Raw genomic sequence first — 18,314 nt, 5'->3', positions numbered from 1 at the left:
CCCGAGCTGCCACCATAAACTGCATGCATTGTATGCATTGAAGGACACTCATCATGGCAATGCTGACCGTCCGGAACCTGCCGGACGAGGTTCATCGTGCTCTGCGTGTCAAAGCTGCGCTCAACGGACGCAGTATGGAAGCAGAGGTCCGAGCAATCCTGGCAGGCGCTGTGCAAAACGACAGCTCCAGCTCGGTTGCTACAGAGGCAGATGCTCGAGGCAGCGACAACAAGGCGAACAAGGACCGATAACACCGTGCATACCTGATCGCCAGGAAATTGGCGACTTCCCCTGTTGACGTGTGAAGCCAGGCTGGCGTGCCCATAGGAGGGCCGATTTTGGAGATGATCGACAACATCAACCGTCTGCTCGGTGACGACCTGAAGGAAAGAGTCACACCGGGCTCCAGGCTGAAAATTGCGGCCTCCTGTTTTTCAATCTATGCCTTTGAGGCCCTGAAATCCGAGCTTTCCAATATCGACAGCCTGGATTTCATCTTCACCGCTCCCACCTTCGTGCCGAACGAAGTGACAGATCGTATGAAGAAGGAACGCCGCGAGTTTTTTATCCCCAAGACACAACGGGAAACCGGGCTCTACGGCACCGAGTTCGAGATCCAGCTACGCAACAAGCTCACGCAACGGGCTGTCGCACGGGAGTGCGCCGCATGGATACGCCAAAAGGCCAGCTTCCGTTCCAACAAGACCAAGGCTCCCATGCAGCCCTTCGTGCATGTCGAGCACCAGGGTGAAGGCACCGCCTACATGCCGGTCAACGGCTTCACCGCTGTAGACCTGGGCTACCAGCAGAGTGACGCCGTATCCAACTTCGTGAATCGAATGGATAACCCGGCACACGCCAAAATGTACCTGCAACTGTTCGACCAGATCTGGTCAGATCCGGACAAGGTTCAGGATGTAACGGCCACCATTTGCGACCATATCGAGTCGGTGTACCAGGAAAATTCGCCGGAGCGCATCTACTTCACCATGCTCTACAACATCTTCCGTGACTTCCTGGAAGACGTTGACGAAGATGTGCTGCCCAAAGACCTCACCGGGTATCGCGACACCCTGGTGTGGAACAAGCTGTTCAACTACCAGAAAGACGCCGCTACCGGCATCATCAACAAGCTGGAAACCCACAATGGCTGCATCCTGGCCGACAGCGTGGGCCTGGGTAAGACGTTCACTGCCCTCGCCGTCATCAAGTACTACGAGCTGCGCAACCGAGCCGTGTTGGTACTCTGCCCCAAAAAGCTGGCGGACAACTGGCGTAACTACAACAGCAACCTGACCACCAACATTTTCGCCAAAGACCGGTTCAACTATGACGTACTTTGCCATACCGATCTGTCGCGCACCTCTGGCGAATCCTTCGGCATCCCGCTTAACCGAGTGAACTGGGGCAACTACGACCTGGTGGTCATCGACGAGTCTCACAACTTCCGCAACAACGATGTCTACCGTGACCGGGAAACCCGCTATCAGAAGCTGATGCGCAAGGTGATTCAGGCTGGTGTCAAAACCAAGGTACTGATGCTGTCGGCCACCCCCGTCAATAACCGTTTTACCGATCTGCGCAACCAGCTGGCTCTGGCGTATGAAGGCGACTCTGATGCACTTGGGCAGCACCTCAAAGTCCACACCAGCGTGGAAGAGATCTTCCGCAGGGCGCAAAAGGTCTTCAACGAATGGTCCGTCCTGCCGCCTGAAGAGCGGACCGCGGCATCCATTCTGAAGGCCCTGGACTTCGACTTTTTCGAGCTGCTGGACGCTGTGACCATTGCCCGGTCACGCAAGCATATTCAAACCTTCTACGACACCAGCGATATCGGCCCATTCCCGGAACGCCGCAAGCCTCTGTCGTTTCATTGCCCGATCACCAATCGGGACGATGTTTCAGACCTCAACACGATTTTCGGCCAACTGTCGTTGCTCAAACTGGCTGTCTACGCGCCGATTAGCTACATACTGCCAAGCCGGTTGCGCAAGTACGAGGAGATGTACGACACCCAGGTGGAAGGCGGCAGAGGCAAGTTGCGACAAGCGGACCGTGAACGCAGCCTGCAGGCCTTGATGACCACCAACCTGCTCAAGCGGCTGGAGAGCTCCATTTTCGCCTTCAGAAAGACCCTGGGCGTCCTGCAGAGCAACATCCTGCGCACCCTGGAGGCAATCAATGCCTTTGAACGCAGCGGGCTCAGAAGCGACATAATTGATGACCTGGCTGACTTCAGCACCTTCGACCCGGACGACGAAGACCTGTCCGGTCTCAACGATTTCACCGTTGGCAAAAAGATCAAAATCAGCCTGGCCGATATGGACTTGCCCTCATGGCGGCACGAACTCTCAACCGACCTTGAGCTGATTAACGCTCTGCTCGAAACGATCAACAAGGTCACACCGGAAGACGATGCCAAACTGCAGCACCTCCTGCAGCAGATCCGCCAGAAGGTCGAACAGCCGATTAACCCCGATAATCGCAAGGTGCTGATCTTTACAGCATTTGCGGATACCGCCCATTACCTCTACGACAACCTCGCTTCACTGGCACGTCAACTGAATCTCAACGTGGGCAAGGTGACAGGCTCAGACGCCCCAAAATCTACGCTGAAGAAGACCTATGACTTCCAGAGTCTGTTGACGCTGTTTTCGCCTCGCTCAAAGGAAAAGGCTATTGCCTTACCCAACGAAACGGCGGAGCTGGACATATTGATTGGCACAGACTGCATCTCTGAAGGCCAGAACCTGCAGGACTGCGATTACCTGATCAACTATGACATCCACTGGAACCCGGTGCGCATCATCCAGCGCTTTGGCCGTATCGACCGTATCGGCTCACCCAACAGCCAGATCCAGCTGGTCAACTATTGGCCCGATATCACCTTGGATGAATACATCAACCTCAAGGAGCGCGTCGAAAACCGCATGGTGATCACTGATATCACCGCTACAGGTGACGATAACGTGCTAACCGCCAAATCCAGCGATATCGCCTACCGCAAGGAACAGCTCAAGCGGCTGCAGGACGAGGTTATTGAACTGGAGGACGTTAAAGCCGGTATCTCCATTACCGACCTGGGGCTGAATGACTTTCGCATGGACCTGCTCAACTACGTCAAGGAGCATGGCGAGCTGGATTCTGTGCCTTTGGGCATGCACGCAGTAGTACCCGCACAACCGGACAGGGGTTTACAGCCTGGCGTTATCTTCGCACTGAGAAACATCCACGACAGTGTCAACGTCAACCAGCAGAACCGATTGCACCCCTATTATTTGGTGTATATCGCAGAAGATGGCGAGATTGTCGCGGATCATACCGAGGTCAAGCGCCTGCTGGATCTGATCCGGTCCAGTTGCAAAGGCAAGTCAGAGCCCGTTCAGGCCGTATGCCGCACCTTCAACGGGCGCACCCAGGATGGCCGCCAGATGGACGCCTACTCCGATCTGTTGAGTGAAGCGATTCGTTCCATGATCGAAGTGAAGGAAGAAAATGATATCGACAGCCTGTTCAGCGGGGGCCGTACCACTGCACTGACCACTACCATCAAAGGGCTGGATGACTTCGAGCTGATTGCCTTCTTAGTAGTCGAGAGAGTCGTTGAGAAAACCACGGAGAGCGTCAACGAACACATCAGCAAAGGCGCCACGGCATGAAGCTCTTTGCCTGGCCCAAAGCCGCTGCCTTTGGCCGCGCTATCCCCAAACGCAAGATCTACGACCATGCGGATGCCAAAACGGCACTCAAAGATCTGTTCGTACAGGACGTTGATCAGATAACCTGGGCCTACAAGCTGGCCCCGGAAACCATCAACATCCCGGCGACTGAAGCGGTCAGCGAGATCCAGGTGTTTCAGGTCAAGCTGAAAACCTCAGGGCTTGATCACAAGGTGCTTCAGGCCATCGACAAGGCGATCCCCTTTCCGATCCTGTTTGAGTTATCCTACCGCGACCAAATCAAGCTGGCCGCTGCCTACAAGCGCCCCCATGAAACGGACAGTAACCGTTGGGTGGTGGGGCGCTACTTCGAGAGCGATTGGCAACCGGAAGAGACGCAGCGTGAACCGCTGCCCATGGCGCTAAATTTATCGGTGCTCTATGAGCAGCTGCTGACCCCGTTGGTCGATGCAAGCAACAGCGTACAGACCGTACCACCGTCACACGAAGGTGTGACGGATACGGCCGCAAGGTATGACATTTCCGGCCAGAGGGACATCAAACCAAGCACCGAACGGTCAGCACCTTCGTTAGAACAGCGGATCGCTTTGGCGGAAGCCATTGACGCCAAACAGAAAGAGATCGACCGAATTCAATCGCGATTGAAGCGCGAAAAACAGTTTAACAAGCGCGTCGCCATCAACTGCGAGCTACGCGAAGCCAAACAGCAACTGGCGCGGCTGCAGGCCAGGCAGCCCGCAACTGTGAACCACTGAGTTTTAGAGAATCATCATGGAAAAATTGAAGATGCACAGCCCTGACCTGAGTCAGGACAATATCGCCAAGATCCGCGACCTGTTTCCCGGCTGCGTAACGGAAGCTCGGGATGAAACCACCGGCGAACTGCGTCTGGCCGTCGATTTTGACCAGTTAAAGCAAGAACTCAGTGATCACATTGTAGAAGGGCCGCAGGAGCGGTATCGGCTGGACTGGCCGGGTAAGCGGGAGGCTTTGGTTACAGCGAATAAGGCCTGTTTGAAAACGCTATGCCCTGCACGGGATGAAAGTATAGATTTTGACAACGCCAATAACTTGCTGATTGAAGGCGACAATCTTGAAGTCCTTAAGGTGCTTCAGGAATCTTTCCTCGGACGGGTAAAGCTCATTTACATCGATCCTCCCTACAATACCGGCCGGGACTTCATCTACGACGATGATTACTCAAAAGAGACTGGTGAATATCTGGATGCTTCTGGGCAGCGAGATGCAGAGGGCAGCCGTTTAGTTGCTAACACGGAGGCAAACGGCCGTTTTCATTCAGACTGGCTATCAATGCTTTACCCAAGGCTGCGCCTTGCTAAAAACTTGCTGGCCGATGACGGCGTGGTTTTCATCTCCATTGATGATAATGAAGTAGATAATCTTCGTAAATTGGGCAATGAAGTTTTTGGGGAATCAAATTTCATAGCCACTATTGTTTGGCAAAAAGTATATGCTCCTAAAAATTCAGCAAAGTGGTTTTCTGAGGATCACGATTTTATTCTGGTCTTTGCCAAGAACAGAGAGGCTTGGTTTCCTAATGCACTTCCAAGAACAGAGGAAATGGAAGCCAGGTATAAAAACCCTGATAACGACACCAGGGGGCATGGAAAGCCGAAAATATGACTGCTCGTAATCCTTACGACGCTGGAATATATCCTATCGTCTCTCCGTCAGGGCGGAAGATAGATGGCCCACCTACCGGCACATATTGGCGTATCAGCAAAGAGAAGTTTTTAGCTCTCGATGCTGATAACAGGATATGGTGGGGAAAAGATGGTAATAATTCACCTGCTGTGAAGAAATTTCTATCAGAAGTTTCGTCTGGCCGTACACCTCAGACACTTTGGTTCTATGAAGATGTTGGTCACACACAAGATGCCAAGAAGACTCTGCTCAAATATGTACCTTTTGAGAATACAGAAAACGTTCTTAACTCAGTTAAGCCTGTAGCATTGCTTCAGCGGATCGTGCAACTGGCTACAAAGCCCGATGAAAACGCCATTGTAATGGATTTTTTCAGTGGCAGTGCCCCTACCGCGCATGCCGTACTTGAACAAAATCGCACGGACGGCGGAAACAGGCGGTTTATTGGCGTGCAGATCGCCGAACCGCTCCGCATTCCTGAGTCAAAAATGAAAACCATATTCGATATGGGCCGGTTGCGCTTGGTGAATGTTATTAATGAGCTTCAGGAATATGAGGGTAAGTATCCGGGCTTTCGGGTTCTCAAACTAGACGAATCGAATATGAAAGATATTTATTACCGCCCCGACCAAGTATCACAAGAGGACCTATGGGACGCTGTCGATAACGTCAAACCGGACCGCACGGCAGAAGACCTGCTGTTCCAGGTACTGGTTGACTGGGGCGTAGACCTGACGCTGCCGATCCGCCGTGAAACGATTCAGGGCAAGACCGTCTTCTTTGTGGATGAAAATGCACTGGTGGCCTGCTTCGATCAGGGTGTCAGCGAAGAATTGGTCAAAGAGCTGGCCAGGTCCGAGCCGCTGCGCGTGGTGTTCCGTGATAACGGCTTCGAGTCGGATGCGGTGAAGATCAATGTCGAGCAGATCTTCCGTCAGCTTTCACCCACGACAGAAGTCAAAGCGATCTGAGGTCAGCGCATGCAGCCAACCGAGCTAAGCGCCCTGCTGGAGCAACTGATCAGCACCTGGGAAAACGAGGTGGTGGAGTTCAAGCAGGCTGATGAAGATTACAAAACCGACAAGATTGGTGAGTACTTTTCGGCGCTGAGTAACGAAGCCAACCTGAGGGGCTGGAAAGTGCCTGGCTGATATTTGGCGTTAACAACAAGACACGCAGTATCGCAGGCACCCGCTACCGCGAGGCTTCTGAACGCCTGCACGGGCTGAAACAACAGATCGCCCAATGCACCGAGCCCAGTGTGACCTTTCGCAACATCCACGTCCTGCAAGACCCGGCAGGCCGTGTGGTGCTGTTTGAAATACCGGCAGCCCCATGTGGTATCCCTATCGCCTGGAAGGGACACTACTACGCCCGAGCGGGAGAGAGTCTCACATCCCTGGGACTCGATAAGCAGGATGAGATCCGTCAGCAAACCATCGCTGAGGACTGGAGTGCCCAGCTGGTACCGAATGCAACTCTGGATGATCTTGATCCGGCGGCACTGCGCAAGGCTCGGGAAGCCTTTGCACAGAAATACGCCAACCGCTTCACTGCGGAAGAAGTAGAGAGCTGGCCGCTAACCGTCTTCCTGGATCGCGCCCGTATCACTCAAAACGGCCAAATCACCCGCGCCGCCCTTTTGTTATTGGGTAAAGCTGAGTCGGCCTGGAAGCTTTCACCCCATCCAGCCCAGATGACCTGGAAGCTGGAAGGGCCAGAGCGGGCCTATGAGCACTTCTCTCCGCCTCTGCTGCTGAACACTTCGCAACTTTATCAGCGTATTCGCAACATCCAGTTGCGTCTGCTGCCACAGGATGAGCTGCTTCCTATCGAATTATCCAAGTACGACCAGAAGATAGTACTGGAGGCCCTGCATAACTGCATTGCGCATCAGGACTACACCCGTAATGCCCGTGTTATCGTGGTTGAGCAGCCCGACCGATTGATCTTCGAGAACGAGGGCATCTTTTTTGAAGGTGAACCCAGTGATTACATGGAAGGCAACCGGGTTCCGCGCCGTTACAGGAACCCCTTCCTGGCTCAGGCCATGGCAGAGCTCAACATGATCGACACCATGGGGTACGGCATACACGACATGTATGCACGCCAGGCCAAACGCTATTTTCCCATGCCAGACTATGACCTGAGTGAACCAGGGGCAGTGAAATTGACCATCTACGGGGGCGTGGTTGATCCTGCATACAGCCGCTTGCTGATCCAGAAAACAGACCTCCCGCTGGCCGATATTCTGGCACTGGACCGCGTGCAGAAAAAACTGCCGATTCCTGATGAGGCCGTTACCCGGCTACGGCGCACCGGACTGATCGAGGGCCGCAAGCCAAACCTGTACGTCTCAGCGAAAGTAGCCAAGGCAACGTCAGACAAGGCCGACTACATCCGCACCCGCGCCCAGGATGATGAGTTCTACGCCAAGCTACTGACGGACTATCTGCAAAAGTTTGGACAGGCCGGCAGAGACGAGATTGACAAGCTGTTGATGGATAAGCTTAGTGACGGGCTGTCGACAGAGCAAAAGCGTAACAAAATCGGTAACTTGCTGACCAAGCTTCGACGCCATGGGCGCATTCATAATGCGGGCTCCCGTGGCAAGCCTCTATGGACGCTTGCAGAATGAAAAAGACAGCAACAGAACAAAAAATATCATAGATAACAAACAGTTACATCTTTCTGCAAAAATATAGAGTGAGATTTTGCAGAAAGAAATGCAGAAAGACTGCAGAAAGGAATGCCATGAAGCTCAAATTCAAAACCCAGGCCTACCAGACCAATGCTGTTGAGTCCGTGGTGGACTGCTTTGCCGGACAACCCAAACAGGATGGCATTACCTATCGCATTGACCCGGGCAGTAAGAAACAGGCGAGCGCCTACGAAGAGGGTTTCAAGAACACGGACCTTGCCCTGAACGAAGCACAGGTGCTGGAAAACATCCAGAAAGTACAACGCCACCAGAACCTGCCTGTCTCTCAGGCATTGACCGACTTCACCACCTTCGACAACAAAGGCAACCGGGTTCCGGTCAAGGCGGATTACAGAAAACAGGCACTGGCAGCGACAAGGCTGCATCTCGATGTTGAGATGGAAACCGGTACCGGCAAGACCTATTGCTACATCAAGACCATTTTTGAGATGAACAAGCGCTATGGCTGGAGCAAGTTCATCATCATGGTGCCTTCTGTCGCTATCCGTGAAGGCGTGTACAAGTCGCTGCAGATCACCGCCGACCACTTCACCGAGGGCTACGGCAAGAAGGCCCGTTTCTTCATCTACAACTCCAAGCGCCTGCATGAGCTGGAAAGTTTCTCGTCGGATGCCGGAGTCAACGTGATGGTGATGAACATCCAGGCATTCAATGCGCGTGGTGCAGACAACAGACGTATTTATGACGAACTGGATGATTTCCAGTCACGCAAACCGATTGACGTGATCTCGGCCAACCGACCGATCTTGATTCTGGATGAACCTCAAAAGATGGAGGGCAAGGCCACTCAAGAGGCTCTGCCCCGGTTCAACCCGCTGATGATCCTGCGCTACTCGGCCACCCACAAAACCCAGCATAACCGCATACACCGATTGGACGCCCTGGATGCCTACAACCAGAAGCTGGTGAAAAAGATTGCGGTACGGGGCATCCAGACTCGCGGGCTGGCCGGAACCAACGCCTATCTGTACCTGGAAGGGATCGATATATCAAAGAAGGCTCCGGTGGCTCGCATCGAGCTTGAAGTGAAACTGAAGTCCGGCGAGATCAAGCGACAACTGCGCCGCTTGGAGTTCCGTGACGACTTGTTCGTTGAATCCGGTGAATTGGACCAGTACCGAGATGGCTTCACGATCAGCCAGATCGACTATAACAACGATATCGTTGAATTTACCAATGGCATTGTGTTGAAGGCCGGTGAAGCCAACGGAGATGTCTCCGAGCGAGATGTACGCCGTATCCAGATCCGCGAGACTATCAAGGCCCACCTGGACCGGGAAAAGCAGCTCTTCGCTCAGGGAATCAAGGTGCTGTCGCTGTTCTTCATCGACGAAGTGGTCAAATACCGTGACTACGACCAGGACGATGAGAACGGCGAGTATGCGCGTATCTTCGAGGAAGAGTACCAACTGCTGAAGGATGAGTACCTTTCTGAACTGGCAATCGATAACGAAGCGTACCGCAAGCACCTGGACCGGATTGAAGCCGATAAAACCCATAACGGCTACTTCTCCATCGACAAGAAGACCAACCGGCTCAAAGACCCGAAAGTGGGCGCCAAAGCGGTTGATTCGGATGATGTGGATGCCTATGACCTGATCCTGAAGAACAAGGAACGCCTGCTGTCATTCGAGGAGCCAACGCGCTTTATCTTCTCCCACTCAGCACTGCGTGAAGGCTGGGATAACCCCAATGTGTTCGTCATGTGCATGCTCAAGCACAGTGACAACACCATTTCACGCCGCCAGGAAGTCGGCCGTGGCCTGCGCCTGGCAGTGGACAAGCATGGTGATCGCATGGACCACCCTGCCGTGGTACATGACATCAACGTACTGACGGTAATCGCCAGCGAGAGCTACAAGGACTTTGTGGCAGGCCTTCAGCAGGAAATTACCGAGACATTAACCGTGCGCCCACGCCAGGCCAATGAAGACTTCTTCACCGGCAAGGTACTGAATACTAAAGACGGCGATGTTGAAGTCACTGCCGTCATGGCCAAGCAGATCTACCGCTACCTGCTGAAGAACGATTACACCGACGACGCGGATCATATTGCCGACCTTTACCACCAGGCCAAGGAAGATGGTACCCTGTCAGCGTTTCCGGACGATCTTCAACCCTATGCTGATCAAATATTCGAGCTGATCGATAGCGTCTTCAGCGATGCTCAGTTGCCCAAAGTGGATGACGGCCGAAAGCCGAAAACCAATCCGCTCAATGCTAACTTCGACAAGCAGGAATTTCGGGCACTCTGGGAGCGGATCAATCGCAAAGCGGTATACAAGGTCGACTTTGATTCTGACGAACTGATCCGCAAATGCACCGGTGCGCTGGATGCAGAGCTGCGGGTAACGCCCCTGCAATACACAGTGCGCAAGGGCATCCAACAAGACGGGCTGACTGACGAACAGCTTCGCAAGGGAGAAGGCTTCAAGGTTGAAGACACCGCTACGGAGTACGGTGACTCCATTCACTCACTGGTCCAATACGACCTGTTGGGCAAGGTGGCAGAAAACACCCAGCTGACCCGGAAAACGGCTGCAGCGATACTTCGAGGGATTCAGCCAGCTGTTTTCAAGCAGTTCCAGCAAAACCCGGAGCACTTCATAGCGGAAGCCAGCCGACTGATTACCGAGCAAAAAGCTGCCATGGTCATTGAGCGCCTGGCCTATGACGAAGTAGACGAACGCTATGATGTCGATATATTCATGGCAAACCAGACCGGCCAGGACTTCTCACGCGCTTCTACCAAGCTGAAGAACCATGTATACGACTACGCAATCACCGATTCAGCGGTGGAGCGTGAATTCGTCAAAGAGCTGGATACCAGTAACGAAGTCGTGGTCTACGCAAAACTTCCACGCGGCTTCCTGATCCCAACCCCGGTTGGCGATTACAACCCGGACTGGGCGATCTCATTCCGAAACGGCAGCGTGCGCCACATCTACTTCGTGGCCGAAACCAAAGGCACAATGTCGTCATTGAAACTGCGCGAGATCGAGAAAACAAAAATCGAATGTGCGAGAAAATTCTTCGATGAGATCAGTCAGCAGATCACCCACGACAAGGTGAAATATGACGTTGTCACCGACTACGCCAAGCTGATGGACCTAGTGGGCCAAACAGCGCAAGTTTGAGCCGGTACTTTCAGGGCCAGAGGCGGCTGATCCGCCTGGCCCTATCGCTTCCGGTTATTCTCTTCTATTAATGTGGTGCGGTATGTTGCAAGGAGAAACTCTGTCCACAACCGGAAAGCCATGCTATTTATTCTTTGTTACAACAAGTAATATAATCTACATAAAGCCACATTCTCTCTGGTCTCACTGATACTGAGAAGTAGCTTGCAAGTTCTTAATCCAGTCAAAGCACTCTTTAAAAACAGGCATCTGTGTTTCAATCTCAGATACTGTCATCGTGCGCAACTTCTGCTCCTGTTCAATAATGGCGTCTTCACCTTTGTCATCCGCTCCCGTCACCTGTTCAATACAACCTTGTGGCCAGGCCCAGACGTGAGAATGTTTCAAGGCTTCATGGCTGCTTTGAGCAATACTCCCGCCTTCCTCGTCTGCTGCAAAGCAGGCCCAAATGTCCGATGCCATCCATTGGCTGCATTTTTGAGGCAATCCATTACCACCCAGTGTGAAACCATGCTCCTGCTGCAATCGATTCAGAACGGCCTTGGCGGCGATCAGGTCACCCCCATCACGCTCCAATAATTCAGCCCTTCTAGCATGGTTGTAGGCAAAGTCTAGATCAGCTATAGCACAGGCTCTAATATCCATAGCTCTCAACACTGACAAAGCCTTGGCGAAATTATTACACCCTCCAACCGATACAAAAGTAATGTGGTCCAGGTCTGGTGAACGCTGGTATAGCCTTTCGTAAGCCAGCGGCAGCAGTCTCCTGTCCGTTTTTCCCTCGCAAAGCACAACCCGATCTGCAAAATAGATATCGACCAGATTGCCCAGTTCAAACAGGGTTTGCGACTGACTCTCGGCTCCTTCTATAGCCTCATGGACGGCCTGGCGAAGCGGTTTGCGGGCTGTCACACCATCGTCTGCCGTGTTGCCCACAATAACCGTATTGGCTGCGTTATCACGGTTCAGCATCAGTGGCGAGTGGGTGGAGAGCACCACCTGAAAACCTGAAGTCGAAAGTGTATTCAGAGCTTCCCGCAGCCGCCGCACGCCTTGCGGGTGCAAGTATAGTTCTGGCTCATCAATCAACAGCAGGCGGCGAGAAAGCAAGTCATCCTCGGCACGACGAACATCAGCCAAGTATCGGATTAGTGCCATCTGTATCGCACGTTGAGCTCCGGTACCCATCTGGTCGAAACGTCGTCGGTCACCGCTAACCGTATCTGTGACATGCAAGTCCCCCGCCTTGAAGAATTCCTTGACGTCTACAACCTGCAAATCCAAGTCTAGAGCCAAACCTGGAAAGAAATGCTCTAGGGCACCTGTGGCACTTGAATCAAATTGTTTGAGGTGCTCTGAGCGTTGATCGCCATCCGTTGTCAGCACACTGCGAATGGTGTCGAGCGCTGTCGTCAACTCATCATGAGCCGCCAGTAACGGCTTCATGATTTCATCCAACAGCCCCTTGATCGTCGTTCCAGACTTTGCTTTGCCTAAATCTTCGCCAATATCGTGCATAGCCAAAACATGAAGCGGCTCAGGCAACAGAGCCGTAACCGCCTGAGGAAGACCGGAAGGATAAGTTCGCCAATATTCGGGAACGCCTTCCTGGGGACACTCCTCGACTTGCCAAACTTCCTGTGTGGTGGACTTGGCACTGGTACCAGTTGATGTTACCCGAATCCACAGTCGCCCCTCACGGCAGTAAGGTTCAATAGCCTGACGATGTCTTTCGTGAGGAATCAGCCCCAACACATCCGCATCGATACCATCTACACAGGCTGCAACCACTACAGGTTCATTAGGACTCTTAAAGTCAGTCTGTTTTAGAGCGCTCGGTTTCAATACCCAGCGGATGGCTTCCAATATAGTTGATTTCCCTGCATTGTTCTGCCCAACCAGTGGGGTATAGCTGTCCAGTGGAAGGGTGACTTTGCGGCAGGCTCTGAAATTTTCAATATGAATGCAGCTAACACGATGCATGGCGGTTCCTTCCTTTGACTTATGAATCCCTGCGATGTGAGAGAGGCAAACTCCCTCATCTACTGCCAATTTGATGTTTGAAGCGCCTTTGCGCCCCCTCTGAAGACAGCTTGTCGACTCTCAAGGTACGAACGGCAGTGTTTGGCACACCCAAATAGTACCGTAACCAGCATCTGGCGGTACAGTACCGGTACACTCACAATCTTGGGACACTTACCTAAAACTACGCTAAGTTACTGTTACTAAAATGCTTTTTATTCACCTAGCTTACGCTACCCCTCCCTTGTTTTTCCTAGGTTCCGATGTACCCTGCAAACTCATAATCCGCTGGTTCTTCCTATTCATTATGCCATAGCTGATTTCAGTCCGTTGCTCAGATGCCACCCTCTGCTGTCCCTGCAGAACACTTATGATGTCAGTAGCCCTGTGCACACCGGTGGTTTCAGCCAGGAAACCGGCGCAGTCACCTTCTGAAAAGACACATTCCCTGACCTCACTTTCGTGCACAGGTGTGTTGAGCATAATGGAGATTCGTGCAGGCGACTCCTGATAGTAGGCTGTCAGAAGCCGAGTGCACACCGGGCATTACGCCCAGTCAGTTGGTGCAATCGTCTTCTGAAAATGACACTTTGATCGCTAAATGGCACTGTTTATCAGCGCTATGTGGCACCCCTTGAAGGTCACAGACGGGATCTTTTCAAGGCTGTCGGGGGGTGTTCTCATAAACGACCGTTTACGAGAGCGCGTTTGTCAGCTGTAACCTCAAAACTGACATCACTACTAATCGCCGTCCGGCGCACGCAACCGAGACGGTCGTTCACGGCACAAACCGGACAGAACGCATGTAACACCCGACCGAAAAGCCGTAGGCTTTTGGGGCACGTGCTTACTCTTATTATATTTCAGCTTCTCGATTTTTTAACTACAGACAGCATTACTGGATATTCTTTAGAATTATGAATATCACGACCAATTATTATCAGCGGTTCTCCATCAAACAACACAAAGTCACGAAATAATTTTGGAGTTGGCCTCTTATCTACCTTTATATAAAATACATACCCATACATATATAAACGATAATAGTTTATACCTTCCCATCTTTCCCTGTGTGGATCTAGAATTGTCCTTCCTACACCCGCGCCCCTAAACTTTGAAACTACGAAGCTAAATTGATCATTTTTTCCAGCATCAGAGCTCCATATTAGTTTCTTAATCTCTTCTTCGTATGGACCGAGAGCAACTTTTGCGTAGAATGGCTGTGTGGAAACCGATGCACGCCACAAAACACTTAGAACAAATAATTTTAACAACTTATAATCTACCTGTTCTACTTTATACCCGTCAACACGTCCATTGTGCTTGAGTTCTACATGATTTTCTTCGTCCTGAAGTAAAAGCTTTTGACCGTAATCATCTACTTTCTGGAACATATCTTCACAGTCTCTGCACAAAATTCCGTTATCGTATATGCCGATTGGGGCCCTTTTTGGAAACACGCCTGCGGTATCAGTGATCACGCGTGGTGGATCTTGCTCATTACGCAACCCCACAAAGAATGCTTCAGGAATAGCATGTGCCTTAATGAGCTTGATGTCCCTATCACAACCTTTGCAAGCCATTTTAACCTCCCTGGAATACAACGTTTTACACACTAGCCTAAACAAGCGTAGCTTGTAGAGCTCCGAGCCGCATAGCGGCTGAAGTGCTACAACTTGTTATGTGTTTTTATGGGACAAATATTCATGATTGAGCACTTCAACATAAGCTTTAAATGTATCAACCACAAATTTTAAGCTGCCCTTTTCAAAAATCATGAATCTGCCAGCTCTCCGTGGAGAGCCGTCATTGTAAAATTCTTCATTACCATGCTGATCAAGAAATTTTGGTCCGTTGTGATGAAAAAGATTGGGGTTATTTTCGATAAGGTCTGCAATTTCTTTTATTTCTTTGTTTTTCTTATAAACGCATCCGTTGTTATGGACACAGTTATTCCTAAGAATTCGAAGCTTGTCCACGAGTTTCCATTCTGGATTATGCTCAAGATTTGGGAAGTATTTCTTTATGAAATTATGAACTTTAACAACTCCTGACCCATCGAAATTATCAAACTTTTTTCCACCCAGTTCGCTTTGATACGCTTGACAAAGAGCCTGTAGTTCAACTTCATAAACTCCATATATTGTTTGAAATGCTGAGCGACGGCTTAAGCTTGGAAAATATTCTGTAAAGGCTTCGTTAAGCATGACATCTTGATCGGTAAGACCGCAATAATAATCAATATACTGAAAGATCCCTTCTTCTTTTGCGATTTCAATCTCTATGGTCTCAGGACCATTCTGCAAAAACCTATTTATTTCTTCTCCAATCACGGTTTCAGTCTGTATTACTAACGAAGACATCAGCTGATCTGTAAAATTAAGAGCTGAAATTTTTGGAAGTCTACTTAGATTTAATGTCATAAATATACCCTGAGACTTAAGCCTAGCCTTACAAAGAACGTCGAAGATCAGCCGACAGGCAAAAGCGCAGCTTTTGGCTGGTCGGTTGCAGCGTAGTGTTAGTCTTCATGACCATCCAAATGAGTGAATATCCTGCGCTCGGTTTCGTTTGCGGCGAGGGATAAACTCATTGTTGCGATCATCGAGGAAGGCTCCAAAGATACGAATTTTCGTTAGCTGTGGAGCTTTGCGCCCACTGCATTGAGGCCCTGAATCACCGTGTTCCCACCGACCATTGATGATGTCGGCGCAGAAATCTGTAGGATTCCCCCACTCACCCTCGCATTCAGGGCAAAGACCAAGGGCATTCTCCGCAAGCCAAGACTTGGCTGATAACGACGATAGCGATTCGCGAATTCGAGTAAGCTCCTCCATCGATGCTCCGGGCGCCGACCTCGCAATTAGCTTTGGTGCAAGGGTACTAATGAAAACAGCGTTTGCGTTTATCCCTTCACCTCGACTGCGGTAGTACGCTCCTCGGTAACCATGCGGGGAATTGAAGAAAAGATCGAACAAATCTTCAGAAACGCGGATGCAGTAAACCACGCGTCCGAAATCCGAATGGTCATGGCAGGTTTGGAAGTGACAGCACGTGATCTCCATTTCTGCTGCTATCCGATTCGCAATTGTCCCAATGGTTGATGGCGCCAATAGTTTTGCTGCTCTTTCGTTCGGGAAAGTCGTCGAATAGCCCCATTCGATCATTTGATTCTGCGCCTCCTTTGATGACTAACGCCGCGCTCTGCGGCAAATTTGCAGCGCAGCGAAAAATTTGTCCGACAGCAGCGCCTTATTAGCAATATTACTCAGCGCAGTATATTATTGGCCTTGCGTTCATATCTTTGACCGCATGCGCGAAGGAAGAAATAATCCATAATAGCTGGACAACATTACCTCTTACAGGCTTACCTTCTTTTATTTTATTAAACTCCTCTGTAACACCTGAAATCGAAAGGAACGAACAGCATAAGACGCAGCTACGATTGAGCTTGTAATCCTTAAGCAAGTTCGCCAGATATCCTTCAAAAGCATCGATATTACCCTTTCGTATCCTCGGTATTTTTGTCTGAACACCTTTTCCTGACTTGTAATCTTTCTTAAGCGTTTTATCTAATTTCGACAACATAGTATTCGCATTAAAATACATGTTTCCAAGATTCTTAATCCCCTGGCCTACGACATCATGTAAGTTGCTGGCTGATGTGCTTGGATCACCATGTTTTGAGTGAATAAAGCATATGTTTGAGTTCTCCTTATTAAAGGTTATATGGTCAGCCCACTCATCACCTAGATCGTCACAGAATATAAAATCATCGTCGGCATAAATTTTTTCAACGGCATCAAACATCGAATCTCCTGTGAAATTTTCGCTTTCTACCGTAAAACTGCCTTTCTCCGATTTGACGACAGGCATTAATTCTATTGGTTGAAGAATCTCGATGATGTTGTCGATCTCGGAAATGCCAGAAGAATCTTCGAAACACGCCCCCATAAAGTACATGTATTTCGGGTCGTCAAAAGTAACGCTATAGAATCCATGCTTAACAATATACTTTTGAAGGGTTATTAACTTCCCGTTTTCAGACACACGGAACTTTGCAAGATATTTTGCATATAAAGTCAGGCTTTTTTTGTTGACTCGAATCCGAGAACCGTCATTAACATCGATGATGTTTAAATCTGAATCTATCTCGTACACTTTCTCTAGTGAAGACTCTAGTTTTTTGTAGACGCGATTAGAAACGCTGATAACTTTCCTCTTCTTTGTTTTATATTTTACTTCGACACCGTCCTTTTTCAGACGGTCAAACAAAGAAGAGCTCTCTATAAGGATGGCATTAGGCGAGCAAATCGTTAGGACTTCATTTAGCTCCACTTTACTTGCGAAAGCATCTAAGAAGTTTGTATTGCTAGGAGATTCTATTAGATTGATCTGCTCGGAAGCCCATGCAGCGATATTTTCGATTGTTTCTCTACTAGACGATTCAACAACCCGACCAGTTCCTGATATAGATCTGGTCTTGGCTCCTTGTCGGAGCTTAAAGTAATAGGGAATTGACCTACCTGCTGAATGAGTAGAAAGCAATCCTTTTAAGTCAGCCGCCTCATACGATCTAGATCTCATTGCGCGATCTGAAACCGTCATATTTCTAAGCGCCAACCTCTGAAATTCTACATCATCATCAGAGAATGACGATGAAAACTCCTTACTGCCGACAAGCGTAAAGTTTTCATCCATCAGATCGAATATGTTGGCACAGCTCTTCTTTAGAACAGCAAGGTAGTCGCCAATCTCAATGATCAATATGAATGCATAAATCTTGTCTTCGAAATCATCGTCCAAGAAGTAAACTGGCCGACTGGAAGGAAATACCCTGGCTGAATAGACAAAGCTTAAATTTAGTTCACTTACATTCCGTTCCTGCCTAAATTGATCAATTACAAATCCACTATCGGGAGTCATATTATTAGAGGCAGTGTCGAGGATATTTCTAACCAATTCATCCTCTACAGGCTCATTGACTCTGTAAAATTGTGCATTCTTAGTCAATCTGAGTCTTTCTGGCACTATCCTGCCTCCTTGCTAACATCTGTTAATGAGGTCTTAGACCTCATAATACTTACT

13 protein-coding genes are annotated in these 18,314 nt (G+C 50.1%); 8 read left to right on the top strand and 5 right to left on the bottom strand.

Annotation, left to right across the window (positions count from 1 at the left end; genetic code table 11):
• Positions 1–53: 53 nt before the first annotated feature.
• The 8 genes from ACFQDL_RS31340 (at position 54) to ACFQDL_RS31305 (ending at position 11,204) form a co-directional block, all read left to right on the top strand.
• On the top strand, positions 54–251 hold the full coding sequence (locus ACFQDL_RS31340; RefSeq protein WP_379913729.1) for a FitA-like ribbon-helix-helix domain-containing protein: 198 nt from the start codon (positions 54–56) through the stop codon (positions 249–251).
• Positions 252–344: 93 nt separating this feature from the next.
• Complete coding sequence (locus tag ACFQDL_RS31335) at positions 345–3,659, top strand: helicase-related protein (RefSeq protein ID WP_379913727.1); 3,315 nt, start codon at positions 345–347, stop codon at positions 3,657–3,659.
• Entirely contained in the window at positions 3,656–4,435 is a 780-nt protein-coding gene (locus tag ACFQDL_RS31330) for a DUF4391 domain-containing protein (RefSeq protein ID WP_379913725.1), read from the top strand. Before ACFQDL_RS31335 ends, ACFQDL_RS31330 begins: the two co-directional genes overlap by 4 nt.
• Before the next feature lie 16 nt (positions 4,436–4,451).
• The gene (locus tag ACFQDL_RS31325) at positions 4,452–5,324 is read left to right on the top strand and encodes a site-specific DNA-methyltransferase (RefSeq protein WP_379913723.1); all 873 of its coding nucleotides are present in this window, start codon (positions 4,452–4,454) and stop codon (positions 5,322–5,324) included.
• Positions 5,321–6,316, top strand: coding sequence for a DNA methyltransferase (locus ACFQDL_RS31320; RefSeq protein WP_379913721.1), 996 nt, complete (start codon positions 5,321–5,323; stop codon positions 6,314–6,316). The genes ACFQDL_RS31325 and ACFQDL_RS31320 overlap by 4 nt, the downstream gene beginning before the upstream one ends.
• 9 nt (positions 6,317–6,325) lie before the next feature.
• Positions 6,326–6,496: a hypothetical protein gene (locus tag ACFQDL_RS31315; RefSeq protein ID WP_379913719.1), complete on the top strand. Its 171-nt coding sequence runs from the start codon at positions 6,326–6,328 to the stop codon at positions 6,494–6,496.
• Positions 6,478–7,983: an ATP-binding protein gene (locus tag ACFQDL_RS31310; protein ID WP_379914194.1), complete on the top strand. Its 1,506-nt coding sequence runs from the start codon at positions 6,478–6,480 to the stop codon at positions 7,981–7,983. The genes ACFQDL_RS31315 and ACFQDL_RS31310 overlap by 19 nt, the downstream gene beginning before the upstream one ends.
• A 116-nt stretch (positions 7,984–8,099) precedes the next feature.
• The gene (locus ACFQDL_RS31305) at positions 8,100–11,204 is read left to right on the top strand and encodes a type III restriction-modification system endonuclease (RefSeq protein WP_379913717.1); all 3,105 of its coding nucleotides are present in this window, start codon (positions 8,100–8,102) and stop codon (positions 11,202–11,204) included.
• Positions 11,205–11,387: 183 nt separating this feature from the next.
• Here the strand turns inward: ACFQDL_RS31305 and ACFQDL_RS31300 are convergent, their stop codons facing one another.
• From ACFQDL_RS31300 to ACFQDL_RS31280, 5 genes are all read right to left on the bottom strand, one after another.
• On the bottom strand, positions 11,388–13,187 hold the full coding sequence (locus ACFQDL_RS31300) for an ATP-dependent nuclease (RefSeq protein ID WP_379913715.1): 1,800 nt from the start codon (positions 13,185–13,187) through the stop codon (positions 11,388–11,390).
• A gap of 902 nt (positions 13,188–14,089) precedes the next feature.
• Positions 14,090–14,809, bottom strand: a complete 720-nt coding sequence (locus ACFQDL_RS31295) for a hypothetical protein (protein WP_379913713.1) — start codon at positions 14,807–14,809, stop codon at positions 14,090–14,092.
• Positions 14,810–14,905: 96 nt separating this feature from the next.
• Entirely contained in the window at positions 14,906–15,649 is a 744-nt protein-coding gene (locus tag ACFQDL_RS31290) for a hypothetical protein (protein WP_379913711.1), read from the bottom strand.
• Positions 15,650–15,754: 105 nt separating this feature from the next.
• Positions 15,755–16,393, bottom strand: coding sequence for a hypothetical protein (locus tag ACFQDL_RS31285; RefSeq protein ID WP_379913709.1), 639 nt, complete (start codon positions 16,391–16,393; stop codon positions 15,755–15,757).
• 97 nt (positions 16,394–16,490) lie between these two features.
• Positions 16,491–18,257, bottom strand: a complete 1,767-nt coding sequence (locus ACFQDL_RS31280) for a hypothetical protein (RefSeq protein ID WP_379913707.1) — start codon at positions 18,255–18,257, stop codon at positions 16,491–16,493.
• Between the last annotated feature and the right edge of the window lie 57 nt (positions 18,258–18,314).

The sequence above is a fragment of the Marinobacterium aestuariivivens genome (assembly GCF_042661465.1).
Taxonomy (GTDB): domain Bacteria; phylum Pseudomonadota; class Gammaproteobacteria; order Pseudomonadales; family Balneatricaceae; genus Marinobacterium_A; species Marinobacterium_A aestuariivivens.
This window is presented reverse-complemented; position numbering and strand designations above follow the sequence as displayed.

Coding starts and splice junctions, on each gene's coding strand:
- ACFQDL_RS31340 (WP_379913729.1), top strand. CDS start 54: ATGGCAATGCTGACCGTCCGGAACCTGCCGGACGAGGTTCATCGTGCT.
- ACFQDL_RS31335 (WP_379913727.1), top strand. CDS start 345: ATGATCGACAACATCAACCGTCTGCTCGGTGACGACCTGAAGGAAAGA.
- ACFQDL_RS31330 (WP_379913725.1), top strand. CDS start 3,656: ATGAAGCTCTTTGCCTGGCCCAAAGCCGCTGCCTTTGGCCGCGCTATC.
- ACFQDL_RS31325 (WP_379913723.1), top strand. CDS start 4,452: ATGGAAAAATTGAAGATGCACAGCCCTGACCTGAGTCAGGACAATATC.
- ACFQDL_RS31320 (WP_379913721.1), top strand. CDS start 5,321: ATGACTGCTCGTAATCCTTACGACGCTGGAATATATCCTATCGTCTCT.
- ACFQDL_RS31315 (WP_379913719.1), top strand. CDS start 6,326: ATGCAGCCAACCGAGCTAAGCGCCCTGCTGGAGCAACTGATCAGCACC.
- ACFQDL_RS31305 (WP_379913717.1), top strand. CDS start 8,100: ATGAAGCTCAAATTCAAAACCCAGGCCTACCAGACCAATGCTGTTGAG.
- ACFQDL_RS31300 (WP_379913715.1), bottom strand. CDS start 13,187: ATGCATCGTGTTAGCTGCATTCATATTGAAAATTTCAGAGCCTGCCGC.
- ACFQDL_RS31295 (WP_379913713.1), bottom strand. CDS start 14,809: ATGGCTTGCAAAGGTTGTGATAGGGACATCAAGCTCATTAAGGCACAT.
- ACFQDL_RS31290 (WP_379913711.1), bottom strand. CDS start 15,649: ATGACATTAAATCTAAGTAGACTTCCAAAAATTTCAGCTCTTAATTTT.
- ACFQDL_RS31285 (WP_379913709.1), bottom strand. CDS start 16,393: ATGATCGAATGGGGCTATTCGACGACTTTCCCGAACGAAAGAGCAGCA.